Raw genomic sequence first — 17,539 nt, forward strand, 5'->3', positions numbered from 1 at the left:
CTCCAGATAAATGAATTTTTCATGTATCTTCGGGATGATACAATTTTGTATGTGGGGCGTCAAGAAGAATGTCCCCGCTTGCTCCTCCTCTCACTACCTGTAATATGCCATGCTTCAGGAACTTCGTGTACAAAATCTAGCGCTGATTGATGCTCTTAATCTGGACCTGTCTGCAAGAAGCTCCGGATTAATTGTCCTCACAGGTGAAACCGGTGCTGGTAAGTCGATCATATTGCAGGCAATCAACCTGCTCACCGGAGGCCGGGGCGCGACCTCCTGGGTACGCAACGATTGCGACCAGGCTTTGATCGAAGCCACCTTTAAACTGCGGCCCAACCACAGCGAGATCAATGAATTGATGCATGAGCATTCCCTGAAAGATGGGCAAAATTGCATCATTCGCCGGGTGCTTTCCAAGTCTGGACGTTCCAAGCTCTACATAAATGATCAAACGGTCACCACCCGTCTTTGCGGGGAGTTGAGTGCAAATTTGATCAACATAGCCAGTCAGCACGATCAACAGCAGTTGTTGAGTAATCGTAATCATCTTGATTTTTTAGATCTGTACGGCGATTTACGAGGGATGCGGCAGCAATTTTCCAAGTTGTTTCGTCGCTGGCAGCAGGCTTCCTCTGAGCTGCGCCAACTGTTGGAAAAGGAGCAGGATAAAGAGCAACACCGTGATTTTCTACGATTTCAACTCGATGAAATTCAAAAATGCAAACCGGTGCCCGCAGAGGATGAGCAGCTTATTAAGGAGCGGGATCAGCTCAAGTCCTCCGATGTGCTCGTGCGGCTGGTGGGAGAGAGTTGGCGAGAAATTTCTGGCTCCATTACCAACGCATTGGTGGACATTCGAAAAAATATCGAGCAGGCTGCCACTATTGACGATACATTGGCCCCCCTGGCCGAGCGCATCGGTTCAGCAGGCTATGAACTTGAGGACGTGGCAACCGTCCTTGATCAGTACCGGGAGAGCATTCCCATGGATCCCTCCCGGTTGGAATGGATCTCCGGGCGGTTGACCGAGCTGAAACAACTTCAGCGGAAATACGGGCCAACTCTGGAAGAGGTGCTTACCTTTGCACAGGAGGCAGAGGCAGAGCTTTCCGTACTGGAGAGTCTGGATGCGGAGATCAGCGCGGCTGAGGTGCGGCTGGAGGAAATTTCCACAGAGGCCCTGTTGCTTGCAACGGAGCTGAGTCAGGCCAGACGCGAGGTTGCCCAAAGGCTCAAGGCGGGGATGGAGGAGGAGTTGGCATCACTGAGTTTTAATCAGGCGGTTTTTGAGGTGTCCATGTCGACGCCTGAAGGGCTGGGGCTTGATGGAATTCAGAGCACCGGTCGTGATCTGATAGAGTTTACCTTTTCCGCCAACCCCGGTGAGCCCCCCAAGCCTCTGGCAAAGATTGTTTCCGGGGGAGAGTTGTCCCGTTTAATGCTTGCGATGAAGTGCCTTTTGGCGCGGCGCGACCAGGTGGATACTGTAATTTTTGATGAGGTCGATGCCGGTATTGGTGGGCAGGCAGCGGAAGCAGTTGCCGAGAAGATCGGTGAGCTGGCAGGACATCATCAGGTCATTTGTATTACTCATTTGCCGCAGATCGCTGCCTGGGCGGATCTGCATTACAAGGTTGAAAAACAGGTAGAGAACGGACGTACCCGAACAGTGATTAAAGCGTTGGATGAACAGGAACGACCCCAGGAGCTGGCCCGAATGCTGGGAGGAGAGAAACCTACCCTCCAGACTCTGGCTTTTGCCGGAGAGTTGATCAGTCGCAGTCGTGGGAGAAAACCCCATGCGTGATGTGCGTGCCATCGGGTTGTTTTCCGGAGGGCTGGATTCTATCCTGGCCTGCCGGGTTGTTATGGCTCAGGGCATTGAGGTGGTAGCACTGAAATTTGTGACCCCCTTTTTTGACCATGATCTTCTGGCCGATGAGGTTGCCTATAGGCAGGAGATGCATCGCAAATATGGGATTAACGCGCGTGTGGTTGATATCTCCGAGGGCTATGTGCGTATGCTGGAACAGCCAGTGCACGGCTTTGGTAAAAATTTCAACCCCTGTGTGGATTGCAAAATTTTCATGCTGCGTAGGGCACGAGAACTGATGGCCGAATATAAGGCTTCATTTATTCTTACGGGAGAGGTGCTTGGTCAGCGGCCCATGTCCCAGCGTCGTGATACCCTGCGGGTTATTGAGCGGGATTCGGGATGTGAGGGACTGCTTTTGCGGCCTCTTTGCGCCCAACTTATGAATCCAACCCTGGCGGAAACGCAAGGATTGGTGGATCGAGAACAACTGCACCGGTTTTCTGGTCGGGGCAGAAAGGAACAGAAAAAGCTCGCCGCCGCTTTTGGTATTCAGGATTATCCGGCACCCGCCGGCGGCTGTATGCTCACCGATCCCAACCTGGCGGCACGCATCAAACATTTTTACCATGGTCTCTTTGCCTTTGATCAACAGCGGGCGGTTGACGATATTCGTCTTTTGAGTATTGGCCGCCAGTTTCGCCTCAGTGAGCATGTCTGGTTTATCATAGGCCGTGATGAGCGGGAAAACGAACGGCTGGAGGCCATGCGCGGCCCGGATGACTGGACCATGCGCATGACGGTTCGTCCCGGCCCTCTCGGCCTGCTTCGCCATGCTCCGGCTCTTGAGTCGGGAAGCCCGGAGGAACAACTTCTTCTTGAGCGCTTGGCGGGCATTGTCATTCGCTATGGGAAAAAGGTCAAAGAAGGGCCGCTGGGCTCGGATGTCTTGATTGATCGGGGAGAGCAAACCGAGATTCAGTGGCAGGAACCCCTGCTCGGTGATGAAATAGAGGACTGGCGTATTTGACAAAGCCCGGATGCCATATCACAGGAAAGCAGCTCGCATCACTTGTCCCCAGGTGGCTGCAGGCGGAACTGCGACTTCTTTTGAGCGAACTGGGTGGCCCTCTGTATCTGGCTGGTGGTGTAGTCCGTGATCTGCTGCTTGCAAAGAAACCCGCAGATATCGACTGTACCGTTGTTTGCGGCGCGCGCATTTGGGCTCAGAGGCTGGCCGAACACACCGGTGGGGCCTATGTTCCCCTTGGCCGTGAGGAGGATGCGGCCCGTGTGGTGCGTGGTGGGCTCAGTGTCGATTTTTCCGCCTTCCGTTTGGGGGCTGCAACCATTGAAGCGGATCTCGGCTTGCGTGATCTCAGCTGCAACGCTATGGCGGTGCAGATCGATCATTGGTTGGTTAATCCGAGCGATACTGATCAGTTGGCGCTGCTTGATCCTATCGGAGGCCTACCTGATCTCCAGACACGACTGATTCGAGCCGCGGCGGAGTCATGCTTCACCGATGATCCTCTCCGGTTGCTTCGCGCCTTTCGTTTTGCAGCGACCCTCGGTTTTGCAATCGAACAGTCGACCTTTGCTCGCATTCGAGAGCAACGCAGGTTGATTGTGCAACCCGCCCCGGAACGCATAACCCATGAGCTTGACGCTATCATGAGTTCTGGCAATGCATGGACAACCGTGCGTTCCATGGCCCAAAGCGGCCTGCTCTGGGAGCTGATTCCAGAATTGGTGGCAGGTGTTGACATGGAGCAGCCGCAGAGCCATCACCTTGATGTTTTTGGCCACAGTCTGGAGGCGCTCAAACAGATGGAGCGAATCCTTGCCTCTCCTGGGAGTTGGTTTCAAACAGGGGCTGCTGAACTGCAAATGTATGGTGGATCTTCGCATATGCGCACCAGGCTCTGCTGGGCAGCACTGCTGCATGATCTGGGAAAACCACCAACTTATATGAGGCGGGCGGATAAGGACAACCGTATCACCTTTTACCATCACGACCATGTGGGAGCAAGCATGGTTGCAGAACTGGCTGTGCGGTTTCGCTGGAGCAATGATGATCGGGAATATATAAGTTCTTTGGTCAAGCACCATATGCGGCCTTTTTTTCTGGCCAATGTCGTTCGTGACGGGCAGCTCACCCTGCGGGCCTCTATCCGTTTGTTGCGTAAGATGGGCACCCGTCTTCCCGGCCTTTTCCTGCTTGCCATGGCAGACAGTCTGGCGGGAAAGGGAGAGAAGAGCGTTGCCGGAATGGAAGAGGAACTCAGCGCTCTCTACAGTCATTTGCAAGCCGTGCATCGTGATCATGTCGCTCCGGTGGTGAAGGCTAAAGCGCTGGTAAACGGGCATGATCTGATTGCACAACTCGGGCTTACGCCTGGCCCCCTTTTCAAACAGATACTCCGCCGTATTGAGGAGGCCCAGATGGAAGGAAGGGTGCATTCAAAAGAACAGGGGTTGCAGCTTGCAATAGATATAGCCTCTGCGATCCAGAGAGATGAATAAAGGGCACTCAACACCAGGCCCTCACGAGTGAGCGAGTTATGCGAAAAGAGCAGGATTTTTATTTTAAAAAGGCAAAAAAGGACAACTACCCGGCGCGCTCGGTGTACAAGCTTGAGGAAGCGCAGCAGAAGCACAAGTTTTTAAAACCCGGACAGCGGGTTCTTGATTTAGGATGCCATCCCGGCAGCTGGAGTATCTATGCCTCTGAGATTCTGGGGCCCAAAGGGGTGGTTGTTGCCGCTGATCTGCAGCGGACTGATATACCGGTTCAAAAACCCAATGCCGAAATTCATTGGCTCTGTTATGATGTCTACTCGGAGGAGTTCGTCGATTATCTGAAAAAACAGTGGCCGGGCTTTCATGTGGTGCTCAGTGACATGGCACCGCGAACCACCGGCAGTCAGTACGCCGACCATCAGCATTCGTTGCGACTCTGTCGGCGTGTCCTCGAATTATCCGCCCAATTCCTGCATGAAAACGGAACCCTGTATGTGAAAGTTTTTCAGGGGGAGGACTTCCCCGAATTTCTCCAGGAATGCAAACCGCTGTTTAACAACGTGAAAGTGGTGAAACCAAAGAGTTCGCGCCATGAGAGCCGGGAGGTCTTTGTACTGGGACGTGGTTTTCGCAGGCAGACTCGCAAAAAATAGTAGAAACAAGAAATTATTGAATTAGTGTCCGTCCAGAACTGAGGGGTTTTGTTCAAGTTCAAGGCACGCGAAAAATTTTACCACAGGCATAGAGACAATATTCCGAGGATAAAATTTTGAGCATAACGCCGAAATTGGGCAAAAAGACCGTTTATGGATGGGCACGAACTAGAAAAGGAGTCGGAGCGTGTCGGGACATTCAAAGTGGAGCACGATTAAACGCAAGAAAGGGGCCAATGACGCCAAGCGCGGTAAAATTTTCACCAAGTTGATCAAGGAAATCACCATTGCTGCCAAGATGGGCGGTGGTGACCCTGATGGCAACCCCCGACTGCGTAGTGCCATCACAGCTGCCAAAAGCGAGAATATGCCCAAGGACAATATCGATCGGGCTATTAAAAAGGGAACCGGTGATCTTGACGGCGCCATCTACGAGGAGATCCTCTACGAGGGCTACGGCCCCGGTGGTGTGGCGGTTCTTGTGGAAACTATGACCGACAATAAAAATCGGACAGTTGCCGATATCCGTCATTACTTTGCCAAAAGCGGCGGGAACCTTGGTGAGTCAGGCTGCGTGAACTGGATGTTTGACAAGAAGGGCTCCATCACCGTTGAGAAAGAAGGGGTTGATGAAGAAGAGCTGATGGATCTTGCCCTGGAGGCCGGAGCCGAGGACGTTGTGGATGACGAGGAGAGCTTTCAGTTGCTGACAGAGCCCGAGGCCTTCAATGATGTGGTTGATCAGTTGGAAAAGGCTGAGGTGAAATTTTCCGAGGCCACCATCGCCATGATTCCCCAGAATACCATTGAGGTCAGTGAAGAGAAGACCGCACGTTCGTTGTTGCGTCTTCTGGATAACCTGGAAGATCATGACGATGTTCAGAAAGTACATGCCAACTTCGACATCGATGATGCATTGATGGATTCGCTTGACTGATCTTCTTGTTGCATGCGTATTCTCGGCATAGATCCTGGATCACGGATCACAGGCTATGGCGTGATCGCAACCAATGGGCATGAAATCGGTTTTATTGCCTGCGGTACCATTCGGACTGGCAATGAAACCGATTTTTCCCGTCGTTTACTCACCATTTTTCAGGATCTGAGCGAGGTAATCTCTACGCATCAACCGGAGGTTGCTGCGGTTGAAGATATATTTATCAGCCAAAATCCCCGTTCTGCCCTGAAACTTGGGCATGCGCGCGGTGCGGCCGTGGTCGCTGCTCTCCATCATAACCTCCAGGTTTTTGATTATCCTGCCCGCCAGGTCAAACAGACTGTTGCTGGCTATGGCCAGGCTGAAAAAGCGCAGGTGCAGCACATGGTGCAGAGCCTGCTGCAACTCAGCGCCATCCCCTCTCAGGATGCCGCCGATGCCCTGGCGGTGGCCATCTGTCATGCCCATCAGAGTGCCTACAGCCGTCTGGGCTGCTCCTCATGAATAACCAGCTTAGCTTCAATATTGCCCATGATCGCCTCACTTAGTGGTCAGCTTCAGTTAAAAAATCCATCCGTGCTTGTACTTGATGTCGGTGGGGTCGGCTATGAGGTCCATATCTCTCTGCGGACCTTTGATGTCCTGCCCGAGGTGGGGGAAGCCTGTTTTCTTCTCATTCAGACGGTGGTGCGTGAAGATGCGATCCTTCTCTATGGATTTCATCAACCCGAAGAAAAAGAACTCTTCCTCCTCCTGGTGGCCGTCTCTGGCATCGGTCCCAAACTGGCCCAGACCATCCTTTCCGGCATAGGGGTTGCCGCACTTTGCCAGGCGATCCGCCAGAAGGATATCGCCCAGTTGACCTCCATTTCCGGGGTCGGTAAGAAAACAGCACAGCGGCTCTGTGTGGAGCTTGCAGAAAAAGTTGGCTCCTTTGAGGCCGATCAAGAAGTCGCAGGCGCGGGTTCTGCTCCGGTCACAGTGACTGAAGCCGATGTGCTGGCAGATGCTGCCTCCGCGCTGGTCAATCTTGGCTATCCCCAGTCAATGGCCTGGCAAGCCCTGCGGGCGGTTGAAAAAGGTTTGGGCAAAGACGCTGCCTCTGTGCGGGTTGAGGAATTAATTCGCCTGGCTCTTCAATCACTGGCCACGCGAAGCTGAGCCTAATCCATGGAAGGCGTGCAGGAATCTTGATCATGAAACAGGAAGAAGAACTCACGGGAAAACGATTGGTCACTGGTGATGAGCGCGCTGAAGACCTCAGCCTTGGGGTGGAGGTCCGTCCCCGACGGCTTGAAGAATACATTGGCCAGGAGCAGGTGAAACAGAGTTTGGGGATTTTTATGCAGGCCGCGCTGCAACGAAAAGAACCCCTGGATCATGTTCTTTTTCACGGTTTTCCCGGTCTGGGCAAGACCACTCTGGCCTATATTATAGCCAATGAAATGGGCGCAGGCATCAAGGTGACCTCCGGTCCGGTGATAGAGAGACCCGGCGATCTGGCTGCCATCCTCACCAGCCTCCAGGCTGGAGATGTGCTCTTTATTGATGAAATTCATCGCCTCAATCATGTGGTCGAAGAAATCCTTTACCCTGCCATGGAGGATTATCAGCTTGATTTGGTGATTGGTCAGGGGCCGGGAGCCCGCTCGGTGAAGATGGATTTGCCCCGTTTCACCCTGGTTGGAGCCACCACCCGCACCGGCCTGCTGACACCGCCGCTTCGTGATCGTTTTGGCGTGATTTTACGCCTGGAATATTACAGCCCCGAAGAATTGGTGAATATTATCCAGCGGACAGCAGGGCTTTTTAAGATCAAGATCGATCACGAGGGCGCTATGGAGTTGGGGCGTCGCTCTCGAGGAACCCCTCGTATTGCCAATCGGCTATTGCGGCGCGTTCGCGATTTTTCCGAAGTGGGAGGCCATGATGTGGTCTCCAAAGAGGTCGCTGATGCCGCCCTGACCATGCTCAATGTGGACCCCTTTGGCCTTGATGAGATGGATCGTCGCATCCTTCTGACCTTGATTGAAAAATTTCAAGGTGGTCCCATCGGCCTGGAAACCCTTTCTACGGCCGTCTGTGAGGAGAAAACCACGCTTGAAGATGTCTACGAGCCCTTTCTCATTCAGTCTGGCTTTCTTATCCGTACTCCCCGAGGTCGCATGGCCACCGCCGCGGCCTATGAACATTTTCAGCTTCCCCTTCCTTCCGCACCGCCCCAGGAACAACCGGGACTTTTTGAACTCGGTGGTCGCAAAGCCTGATCCTCTTTATGTGCAGAACCGGAGAGACTTGGCCGCGCTCAGCTGGCCTTGCCATCATTGTCACCAATAGAATGGTTCCCTGCCGAAGTATCCAACTCTTTTGACAAATCTCCTTCCTGCTGAAAAATCTTGATAACATCTTGATTTTTCTTGGGAGAACCTCTTTAATTTCTACAGTCTTGTCTGCTTTTTTGAAGTGGTGAACTCGGTGGGGCAGGTTTTGCGTGCCTCGTACAATGCCAAAGTAAAACCACTCTCGAGTCGAACAGCCTCTGCGTACGGGGGCGGCTTGAGTATCAAATAGGCATCTTGAATAATTGCTTTTTCTGCCAATCCTTGGCCTTGATTGAAAAATCTAATTATTCAAGATACCCAAATGTTTGCGTTCTGGAGATTGGTAGCCTTATGAAGTTGACCTCTGTGCTTACCGCAACGGTTTGCCTGCTGGCAATAAGTCTCTTGCCCCAACCCACCGTGGCCAAGGCACCAACGGGGAATCCGCAGCCCTTGAAGGATGATGTGGTCTTGCCGATGCCTGGTGGTCGTGTACTGGCACTTCGCCCTGTTTGTTTGGGGGAGGGCAACACCGCCTATGCCTGGAAACGTTTTCGACTCGGTGATCCCGCCGGTGGCTATAAGGAGTCGCCAACCGGCGTAGCCCTGGGTGGTGCCTTTGAAGTAGGGCAGGGCGAGGAGCAGGATTGGTGTTATTACCTGGGAAAATACGAAATATCAGAGGATCAGGTTTTTGCCGTGCTTGGCGGCCCCAAGGAGTATGAAAACTCGCAACTGCCGGCAAGAAATCTTTCCTGGTTTGAGGCAGAGGACTTTTTGCGCAGCTATAATAAATGGCTCTATGCAAACGCTTCAGAAAAGGTTCCCGCCTACGGCGGTGTTCCCGGATTTTTGCGATTACCCACCGAGTCCGAGTGGGAATTTGCAGCGCGCGGGGGCGCGCAGGTCAGCAGCGGTGCCTTTGATCGAAAGTTGCCCTACAAGAGAAGAAAGCTCGCCCAGTACGAATGGTTTTCCGGACCGAAATCATCGCATAATAAGGTAAAAAAAATCGGATTGTTAAAGCCAAATGTCCTCGGGGTTCACGATATGCTGGGCAACGTGGCCGAGATGACCGCGAGTCTTTACCAAATTGAATATTACCAGGGGCGCAGCGGCGGGTATGTCGCTAAAGGCGGGCATTATCTCTCCGATGCCCGTGGTCTTCGTTCTTCCCTGCGCACCGAACAGGAGTTTTATTCCCTCAATGGTGCAACCAAAACCGTGGAGCCCGCCAAAAAACAGACCCTGGGATTTCGTCCCGTACTCTCCTCACTGGTTTTTCCCAATCGGCAGGTGGCCAACCGTATGCATGAGGAGTGGGAAAACTATCGTCAGGGGGCAGGACAAAGTCTGCCAGCGGCAGTTTCTACCAGCGCGACCAGTGCCAAAACCGAAGTTTCGAAAACAGATGCCGGGACGCATCTCAAGCGGCTTAAGGACGAACTTTCCCGCAGGGGGACGGTCTCCGCTCCTGTTCAGCAGGAACTGGATTTATTGGCCACATCTCTTGCAGATATTCAATTCACCATTAAACAGGCTGAGCAGGATTCAGCCTATTCCTGGGTTAAAATCGGTGCTGAACAGGCCTTTTTTATTACAAAAGAGGCGCGCAAGTTACCAATTCTCGAGCAACTGATCGCCTCGGCACTTAAGTCGAACCGTCAGCCCATTGTTGACAAATACAGGCAACGGGAGGCAGAGATTCAGCAGAATATTGACCAGGCCATGTCTTCGTATACCGACTCCATCCGTCAGTTGGGCACAGCATCGGAGCTGGCTATTGAAGGAGGGTTTAAACGCTATACCCAGTTTCTCAGCAAGCGAAAAGCCAAGCGGCAAAGCCAACTGCTCACACTTGTGCGGAAGCAGGCACAAGAGTATCTCAAAATAAAACGAACCAATGATGAATTGTGGAAAAACCAGTTTTTTGAGTGGTCCACAACTCAAAATTAACAAACGTGTGATCAAGTGAAACAGGCGCCCCACAGTCTCGGTGCGAGGGGGCGTTTTTTTGATGTATTGCGTTCCAAAAGGAGTGGATATGCGAGGGAAAAGATCGATAATCGTTGTGGTACTCTGTGCGTTGTTAGCCCTGAGCGGCTGCGCCAACATTAAGGATGACGGAACCAGAACCCGGGCAGAGGGAGCTGGAACAGGCGCGGTCATTGGCGCAGTTGCCGGAGGTATTCTTGGCCAGCTCATTGGTGGGGATACACAGGGGACTCTGGTCGGGGCAGCCATTGGTGCCGCGGTGGGGGGAGCAGGAGGCTATGCCTACGGCAATCATGTGGCCAATCAAAAAGCCAAATATGCCCAGGAAGAAGACTGGCTTGATGCCTGCATCGCCCAGGCGCAGCAGAAAAATGCGGAAATGGTCGCCTATAATCAGGATTTGAGCAAAGAAATTAGCAAGCTCAAACGGGAAACCGCGCTCTTGAAAAAGCAGTACAAGGATAAAAAAGTTCGCACCGTCAAGCTTAAGGATAAAAAAGCGGCCACAGATTCCCTGATTGAATCGGCCAATAAGGAGTTGGCCTCTGCTGAAGATGAGCTCAAAGCTCAGAAATCCGTACATACCGACGCGGTTGAAAGTGGCAAGGACGACTATGCTAAAGAGCTTGACGTTGAGATCGTTCAACTCAAACGCAATATCAAAGAGCTTGAAAAACGGACTGAGGAGCTGGCCTCCATGTCCGCGAGCATGTCTGTTTAAGGGGAAACGCTATGAAACTGAATACGAGACTGATCGTGGTTGTGTGCTGCACCCTGTTGCTGGCCGGGTGTGCCGGACAAACAACCGATCCACACCAGGGGGGGCTTTTTAGCTATAACCCCAATGCCTATGAGCAGCGATTGCAAGACCGTCGTTCCCATTTGGATCAGGTTGAGGAGCGCAATCGCCAGGAACAGGCGCAATCGACAGCACTGCAATCCGAGCGGGCCACACGCCAAAAAGAGATGGCCTCTCTGCGACGTCAGGTTCGCAAGCTCAATACTTCCATAGCCTCTCTGGAAAAGGATGTCCTGGCCAAAGAGGCGACCAGTGTTGCCCAGCAGCAGAAGCGAACGCATATCCTTGCCAAGCTCAAAGAGCTTAAGGCTTCATCACGCAATTCAGATTTTATTGAAGATCCTGCGAGCAAGCGATTGGAGATCAAGCGTTTGCAAAAAAGGCGCGACCAGTTGGAAAAAGAGGCGGCCAGTCTGATGTTTCTTTAATTGGCCGTATCTGTGTTATTTCTCACCAGTAAAAGGGGCTGTGCATTGGGGCATGTCGGTAAGCTGTGTCGAATTTTGCATGCAGTAGGACTTCTGCTGCTCTTTTTTCCCTACGCTACTCTCTGTGCCCAGGAGCAGGGACTGCCCCAGGAACAGTTGCAGCTTTTGAATGAGGCCATCGGTCAGATTCGTGAGCACGGTCTGCGGATTCCAGCTTCACCAAATACAGTGCGCAGTGATATCCTGCGTGCCTATAGCCGTTCGCTTGATTCGTACTCCGATTATCTCTCTGCACCTGAGTATCGTGGCTTTCAGGAATCAACCAGCTCGGATTACTTTGGCGTGCAGATGGATCTGCAGGAAAAAGAGGGGCGGCTTCTGCTCTTCCCCTTTAAGGCCGGGCTGGCGGCTAAAAGTGGGATTCGTGCGGGCGATGAACTGCTCGCAGTGAATGGCATGCCGGTGTATGGCAAGTCGGTGTATGTGGTGGGATCCCATATTCGTGGTGAAGAGGGGACAACGGTGCAGCTGACCCTGCGAAGCGGCAAATCTCTGGGCCGAACCCTCAGTTTGAGGCGTTCACGGGCACATTACCAGTCCGTTTTATATACGATGGTCGCAGGGGTCGCGCTTGTTGAGATCACGCGTTTTACCCAGGATACGGCTGACCAGCTTGAACAGGTTCTGTCCCAGCTCAAAAAGGATGTGGTTTTGATTCTTGATTTGCGGGGAAACCAGGGAGGCAGCCTGGTGAACGCCAGGCGGTGTGCAGATTTCTTTATTGCCAAAGGGCGTGTGCTGTTTTGCCTTCGTGGACGCAAGCAAGAAAAACTGATCGTCTCCAACCAGCAAGCCTTGGTGGAAAATCCGGTTCTGCTTGTACAGGATGCGGCGACTGCCAGCGCGGCAGAAGCCTTTATTCTGGCCCTTCGTTCCAACCATCGCGCTCTGTCTCTGGGGGCCAAAAGCTACGGCAAAGGGCTGGCCCAGCGTTTTTTGCCCCTTGCTGATGGCTCGGCACTGCGTTTGACCTATGCTGAAATTCTAGCTGCAGATGGGGTGAGCTACCACGGTCGGGGACTGTTCCCTGATCGGGAACTCCCCAAGGAAATGTTGACTGCTGATCTGTCTCAGGAGGACACGATAAAGCGCCTGCTGAACTACGCGCAGGTAGAAGATAATTGATAGAGGAGGGAAATGTATGCAAAGAAGACGAATCCGGCGGGCTTTGAGCCTGCTGTTGGCTGCAGCGGTTGTGATGGCAGGGCAGGGCTGGTCCACCCCAGCTCGAGCTGCCGAAAAACGTCTGCCCATGAAAATTGAAGGCAAGCAATCTTTACCACTTCGCGTTTTATCCCGTGCTTTCTCCACCATTTATAAATCAGCCAATACAGAAGGCGGTACAGTCATGGAAAATGTGCCAGCCTTTCAGACTTTTTTTGTTTATCAGAAAAAAGGTGGCCAGAGCGATCTTGATACTCGAATCTGGTATGAGGTTGGCTCCGATAACCGGGGAACAGTGCTTGGCTGGATGTCCTCGGATGATGTCTTTGAATGGAAACAGACCATGTGTCTTTCCTATACCCATCCTGAGGGACGCTATCCGGTTCTGATGTTTGATCACCGGACGGAGCTGGAAAAGCTGACCGCAATGGACCCGGAAGCGCGTCAGGCAGCGGTGGAAGAGTATTACCTCAACATCGCCATGGGGGATCTGCCGTCTGATTTTCCCATTGTTACGGTTGAACCCAAAAAGGCCATTGATATCACCAAAGAGTTTTATCTGTTGCCCATCCTCCAGTTCGAGGAGATTGAGCTGGATAACCGGGAAGCGCGGCTATTGAAGCTGGCAGCGGTGACCGGTGAAGAGGCCGATGCTCGAATCAGCTCCGATATTCGCAAGAATAAGGAGTATTTGCATAAGGCTGTTCAGGAAAAAAACGCGGTCGATGCCAAGACCCTGGATAAGCTCGCTGTGGATATTGTCTGGGTCATGGACACCACCAACTCCATGATGCCCTACATCAACCAGACCATGAAGGTGGTGCAGGATGCCTCGAAAAAGATTTCAGCCAACGCTGATCTGGCCAAGGCCGTGCGTTTTGGCATCTGGGGCTACCGCGACTCGGTGGAGATCCCCGATATTGGCTACAATGTCAACAACTACACCCCTGCGTTGCAAAATATTGAGCAGTTCATGACCACCCTTAAGAGCGTGGATGTGACCAAGGTTGGCTCGCAGGGATATGCCGAAGACGTGTATGCCGGTGTGAATGGCGCCGTGGATAAAACATCCTGGACCCCCAACGCGCTTCGTTTTGTTATTTTGGTTGGTGATGCGCCTGCCCATGAGCTTGGCCATAAGTGGAACAGCTCCGGCCAGGGCGCGGCAACGCTTCGTAATCTTGCCAATGATCGCAATATTACGCTCTTGACCATTCATATTAAGGACCCCGATCCCCGGGCTGAAGAATATCACTACACGGCTGAAGATCAGTTCATGACCCTTTCCACCAATCGGGGTGTTGCAGGGGAGCCCGCCTATTTTGCCACCTCCTCGGAAAATCTGGCCGGATTTGAGGAAATGACCAAAATGGTCACAGGCTCAATCATTGACCTGCTGGAGAAAGTCCGGCAGGAAAAAGAAAAAATGGTGGCCGCAGCTCAGGCTCCGGTCAAAACCGCTCCCCCAGCTCAGCTCACCGTTTCCACGAAAGCCCCGGTTTCAGATTTTGATGTCCCGGAACAATCCGCTGGCGATGCTGGCAAGCTGAATCTGGAGCTCTTTGCAGAGGGCCAGGAGGCTGGAGAAGGTACGGAAGAAGACGGGCAGCGTGAAAACCAGAGCAAGACAGATGCCGCGCTTAAGGCGGCCTTTGTCCAGTGGATCGGATCCCAGACCGGTGCTCAGGCCCCAAGGGATGTGGTTGCCTGGGTAACGGATAAGGACCTGTTGACCACGGATATTCAGGCTCTGGAAGTGCGTTTGTTAATCAATAAACAGCAGCTGGATTCCCTGCGGGAAACCTTGAAAACAATCCTGGCAGCAGGGCGTAAGGGGCAGATCAGCGGAGAGGATTTCTTCTCCTCACTGCAGGCGGCTGCCGCCACCACTGCCCGTGATCCGGAAATGATCAAACGGGCCAAGTCGCTGGCCCAATCCGGGCTCGTGCCGGAGTTTCTGGTGGGGCTGCCCTATACCAGTCGTATTATGGATATGAATAACGAGCTCTGGTCGAGCTGGTCTGTGGATGAGCAGGATATGTTTCTTGCTGATCTTGAGGCCCGCATCATGGCCTACGAGACCATTCATGACGGTCCCGAGGGCTGGGTACAGTTGAACAAATCCGACGAACCCGGCGACTTTGTCTACCCCATCAGCCTGGAGCTTTTGCCCTGAGCTTTATGGGAAATGTCGTCTATACACTTCGTGATGTGGTCAAAACCCGCAGCAAAGGAGGTGCCTCCTTTACGCTGCGGGTACCTGCCCTTGATGTGCACAAGGGGGAGTTTTGTTCGGTAGTCGGTCCTTCGGGCTGTGGAAAGTCGACTCTGCTGGATATGCTGGCCCTGGTGCTGGAGCCCTCCCAGGTCGGGCAATTCCGCTTGAATGTGCCCAGTCTGGCTGGTGTGCAGTCCTGTGATGTTGAAGGGCTGCCCGAGAATACGGCTGCCCGCATTCGCCGCCATAATATCGGCTACGTCCTGCAAAGCGGCGGCTTACTTTCGTTTCTTACGGTGCGAGAAAATATCATGTTGACCGCCCAGATAAGTCGTCTGCGTGTTGACACCGATGATTTTGAGCACCTGGTCGAAACCTTGGGGCTTGGTGATCAGTTGGAGAAAAAGCCGCAGTACCTCTCGGGCGGGCAGCGGCAACGGGTGGCTGTCGCCAGGGCCCTGATCCACCGGCCGAAGATCATCCTGGCCGATGAACCCACGGCTGCGGTGGATTACCCCACCGCACTGGACATTCGAGATGAGTTGCAGAGCTTGGCACGCCAGATGGATGCGGCTGTTATCATGGTCACCCATGACCGTTCTCTGGTGGAGGAGGTGGCAGATCTTCAGGTTCATTTTGCACTGAGTCGGATCAAACGCAATCAGATCGAGGCAACGACCTCCCTTACCCAAAGAGAGCAGGCCGTATGATCCTCAAACTTGCGTATAAAGATGTTGTTCATGATCGGCTGCTCAGTATCTGTCTGGTACTGGCCATTGCCTCAATCATCTCCCCCCTGCTCATTTTGTTTGGCCTGCAGTTCGGGACCATTGAAACGCTGCGGAGCCGTCTGGTTGAAGATCCCCAAAACCGGGAAATCCGGCCAATGACCACCAAGACCTTTCATCGTGACTGGTTTACCCAGTTGCAACAGCGGCTGCCCGAGGTGCAATTCGTTGTGCCCATGACCCGACAGATTTCTTCATCCGTGGTTGCCGCTAATAAAGAGGCCAAGCTCCAGGAGTCGTTGTCGCTCATGGCCACCGCGCCCGGTGACCCCTTGCTGATGGAAAACAGTGCCCCCGTCCCGGATACAAAGAGCTGCGTGCTCACAGCGGCAGCGGCCCAGTCATTGTCGCTGCAGGTGGGGGATGTGCTGGAGATAACGGCTCAACGCATTATAGGCGGCAAGTATGAGTATGGTCGATTTTCCGTGCGACTGGCTGGCATTCTTGATGAACGGGCATCCGGGCTGAAAACCGCCTATGTGCCCCTTTCGGTGATTGAGGCGGTGGAGGATTTTAAAGATGGACGGGCTGTGCCTGGATTCGGCTGGAAAGGGGAGCTACCCACCGCCTATCCGGTCTACGAGGGGGCCGTGGTTCTGGTGCAAGCCCCCTTAAATAAGCTTGACCAGGTCTTGCTCATTAACAACACCGGATTTTCCCAGGTGAAGCCTCTCTCTCCAGAAGAGGCCGAGCAACTGACCCCGTCCCAGTCTCTCTCTCGGCATGCCTATCTCTTAAAGGTCAAGCACCGCTTTGTTACCCAGACAAATCTGCGGGCCGTGCAAAATAAACTGCGGGGAAAAGGGGCCAAGGTCCTCCCCTGGATCCGCCCTCTTGCCGTGCAATTACACACCACGCAGGGAGATGTTTATGCGCTTCGTCTTTCTGTTATGCCAGAAGGTATGCCCGGTGCTTCGATGGGAAAGCAGACGACCGGCACCAACCCTGCGGGGGGGCAACCCGTGGGGACACTGTTTGTTTCAGATCAGCTACCGCTTGCAGCGGGGATAGCAACGCTGCGTCTGCAGATGGATGGACGAGAGCTTGAGCTCCCGGTACGAGTCGAAAAACATGCCATTGGGCCAGATCGGGCGCTGGCAGAAGTGGAATTTGCCGGTGCACTTGATCTTTTTCGTTATCGAGATCTCAGCTACAATAACGCCAGTGGCAGTCTGCTGCTTTCCCGGCAGGGTTATGCCGGTTTCCGGCTTTATACCGCAACTATCGATGCGGTGGAATCCGTGCAACGTGCACTTGAAGCGGAAGGCATTGCAGTAAATACCGAAAGACAGCGTATTGCCGAGGTGAAACAGCTTGATCATTATACCTCTCTCATCTTCTGGCTTATCGCGGCCGTGGGAGTGGTCGGCGGAATCTCGGCACTGACGGCAAGTCTTTATGCCTCGGTTGAACGGAAGAAAAAAGAGCTCAATGTCTTGCGGTTGTTGGGGCTTTTGAAAAAGGAGCTGGTGCTCTTTCCCATTGCCCAGGGCTTGCTGCTTTCAAGTGGGGCACTGGTGCTTTCCGTGGCTCTCTTTCAGGGCGTGGCCCAGGTGATCAATCAGCTTTTTCAAGAGCAACTTCGAAGCACCGAATCCCTTTGCACCCTCTCAGCAGGTCATTTCTTCCTGCTCTTCGTGGGGGTGTGGAGCCTGAGTATCATTGCGGCGACCTTTGCCGCACTGCGGGCAACCCGACTGGATCCGGCTGAGGCACTGCGTGATGAATAAAACAGTGAGCATCCATCGACATGTTACAAATAATAAATCTGACGCACTGCTGAATGCTACAGACTCAGGTGACACGAATTCAGGTGCAAAAAGTGCTTGAAAATATTATG

15 protein-coding genes are annotated in these 17,539 nt (G+C 53.2%); all 15 read left to right on the forward strand.

Annotated features, from left to right (window positions below; genetic code table 11):
- Positions 1-109: 109 nt before the first annotated feature.
- The 15 genes from recN (at position 110) to JWJ90_RS03240 (ending at position 17,429) form a co-directional block, all read left to right on the forward strand.
- A complete protein-coding gene (gene recN / locus JWJ90_RS03170; protein ID WP_205225744.1) occupies positions 110-1,807 on the forward strand; it encodes a DNA repair protein RecN in 1,698 nt (565 codons plus the stop codon).
- The gene (locus tag JWJ90_RS03175) at positions 1,800-2,843 is read left to right on the forward strand and encodes a thiamine biosynthesis protein (protein ID WP_205225745.1); all 1,044 of its coding nucleotides are present in this window, start codon (positions 1,800-1,802) and stop codon (positions 2,841-2,843) included. The genes recN and JWJ90_RS03175 overlap by 8 nt, the downstream gene beginning before the upstream one ends.
- Positions 2,840-4,339 (forward strand): CCA tRNA nucleotidyltransferase, encoded by a 1,500-nt coding sequence (locus JWJ90_RS03180; RefSeq protein WP_205225746.1) that lies wholly within the window; start codon positions 2,840-2,842, stop codon positions 4,337-4,339. Before JWJ90_RS03175 ends, JWJ90_RS03180 begins: the two co-directional genes overlap by 4 nt.
- A 38-nt stretch (positions 4,340-4,377) precedes the next feature.
- Complete coding sequence (locus JWJ90_RS03185) at positions 4,378-4,989, forward strand: RlmE family RNA methyltransferase (protein ID WP_205225747.1); 612 nt, start codon at positions 4,378-4,380, stop codon at positions 4,987-4,989.
- A gap of 187 nt (positions 4,990-5,176) precedes the next feature.
- Positions 5,177-5,926 (forward strand): YebC/PmpR family DNA-binding transcriptional regulator, encoded by a 750-nt coding sequence (locus JWJ90_RS03190; RefSeq protein WP_205225748.1) that lies wholly within the window; start codon positions 5,177-5,179, stop codon positions 5,924-5,926.
- A gap of 12 nt (positions 5,927-5,938) precedes the next feature.
- Complete coding sequence (gene ruvC, locus JWJ90_RS03195; RefSeq protein ID WP_205225749.1) at positions 5,939-6,430, forward strand: crossover junction endodeoxyribonuclease RuvC; 492 nt, start codon at positions 5,939-5,941, stop codon at positions 6,428-6,430.
- A 27-nt stretch (positions 6,431-6,457) separates the two neighbouring features.
- Complete coding sequence (gene ruvA / locus JWJ90_RS03200) at positions 6,458-7,087, forward strand: Holliday junction branch migration protein RuvA (RefSeq protein ID WP_205225750.1); 630 nt, start codon at positions 6,458-6,460, stop codon at positions 7,085-7,087.
- Between the two features lie 35 nt (positions 7,088-7,122).
- The gene (gene ruvB, locus JWJ90_RS03205; RefSeq protein WP_205225751.1) at positions 7,123-8,193 is read left to right on the forward strand and encodes a Holliday junction branch migration DNA helicase RuvB; all 1,071 of its coding nucleotides are present in this window, start codon (positions 7,123-7,125) and stop codon (positions 8,191-8,193) included.
- A 405-nt stretch (positions 8,194-8,598) separates the two neighbouring features.
- Entirely contained in the window at positions 8,599-10,203 is a 1,605-nt protein-coding gene (locus JWJ90_RS03210; protein ID WP_205225752.1) for a formylglycine-generating enzyme family protein, read from the forward strand.
- A gap of 88 nt (positions 10,204-10,291) precedes the next feature.
- Positions 10,292-10,963, forward strand: a complete 672-nt coding sequence (locus tag JWJ90_RS03215) for a glycine zipper domain-containing protein (RefSeq protein WP_205225753.1) — start codon at positions 10,292-10,294, stop codon at positions 10,961-10,963.
- An 11-nt stretch (positions 10,964-10,974) separates the two neighbouring features.
- A complete protein-coding gene (locus JWJ90_RS03220) occupies positions 10,975-11,469 on the forward strand; it encodes a hypothetical protein (protein ID WP_205225754.1) in 495 nt (164 codons plus the stop codon).
- Between the two features lie 75 nt (positions 11,470-11,544).
- Positions 11,545-12,654 carry a S41 family peptidase gene (locus JWJ90_RS03225; protein WP_205225755.1) on the forward strand — a complete coding sequence of 370 codons (1,110 nt, stop codon included), beginning with the start codon at positions 11,545-11,547 and terminating at the stop codon, positions 12,652-12,654.
- 16 nt (positions 12,655-12,670) lie between these two features.
- Complete coding sequence (locus JWJ90_RS03230; RefSeq protein ID WP_240194723.1) at positions 12,671-14,869, forward strand: vWA domain-containing protein; 2,199 nt, start codon at positions 12,671-12,673, stop codon at positions 14,867-14,869.
- Between the two features lie 5 nt (positions 14,870-14,874).
- Complete coding sequence (locus tag JWJ90_RS03235; protein WP_205225756.1) at positions 14,875-15,621, forward strand: ABC transporter ATP-binding protein; 747 nt, start codon at positions 14,875-14,877, stop codon at positions 15,619-15,621.
- Positions 15,618-17,429 carry an ABC transporter permease gene (locus tag JWJ90_RS03240; RefSeq protein WP_205225757.1) on the forward strand — a complete coding sequence of 604 codons (1,812 nt, stop codon included), beginning with the start codon at positions 15,618-15,620 and terminating at the stop codon, positions 17,427-17,429. The genes JWJ90_RS03235 and JWJ90_RS03240 overlap by 4 nt, the downstream gene beginning before the upstream one ends.
- The last annotated feature ends 110 nt before the right edge of the window (positions 17,430-17,539 follow it).

The organism is Desulfobulbus rhabdoformis (assembly GCF_016919065.1).
Taxonomy (GTDB): domain Bacteria; phylum Desulfobacterota; class Desulfobulbia; order Desulfobulbales; family Desulfobulbaceae; genus Desulfobulbus; species Desulfobulbus rhabdoformis.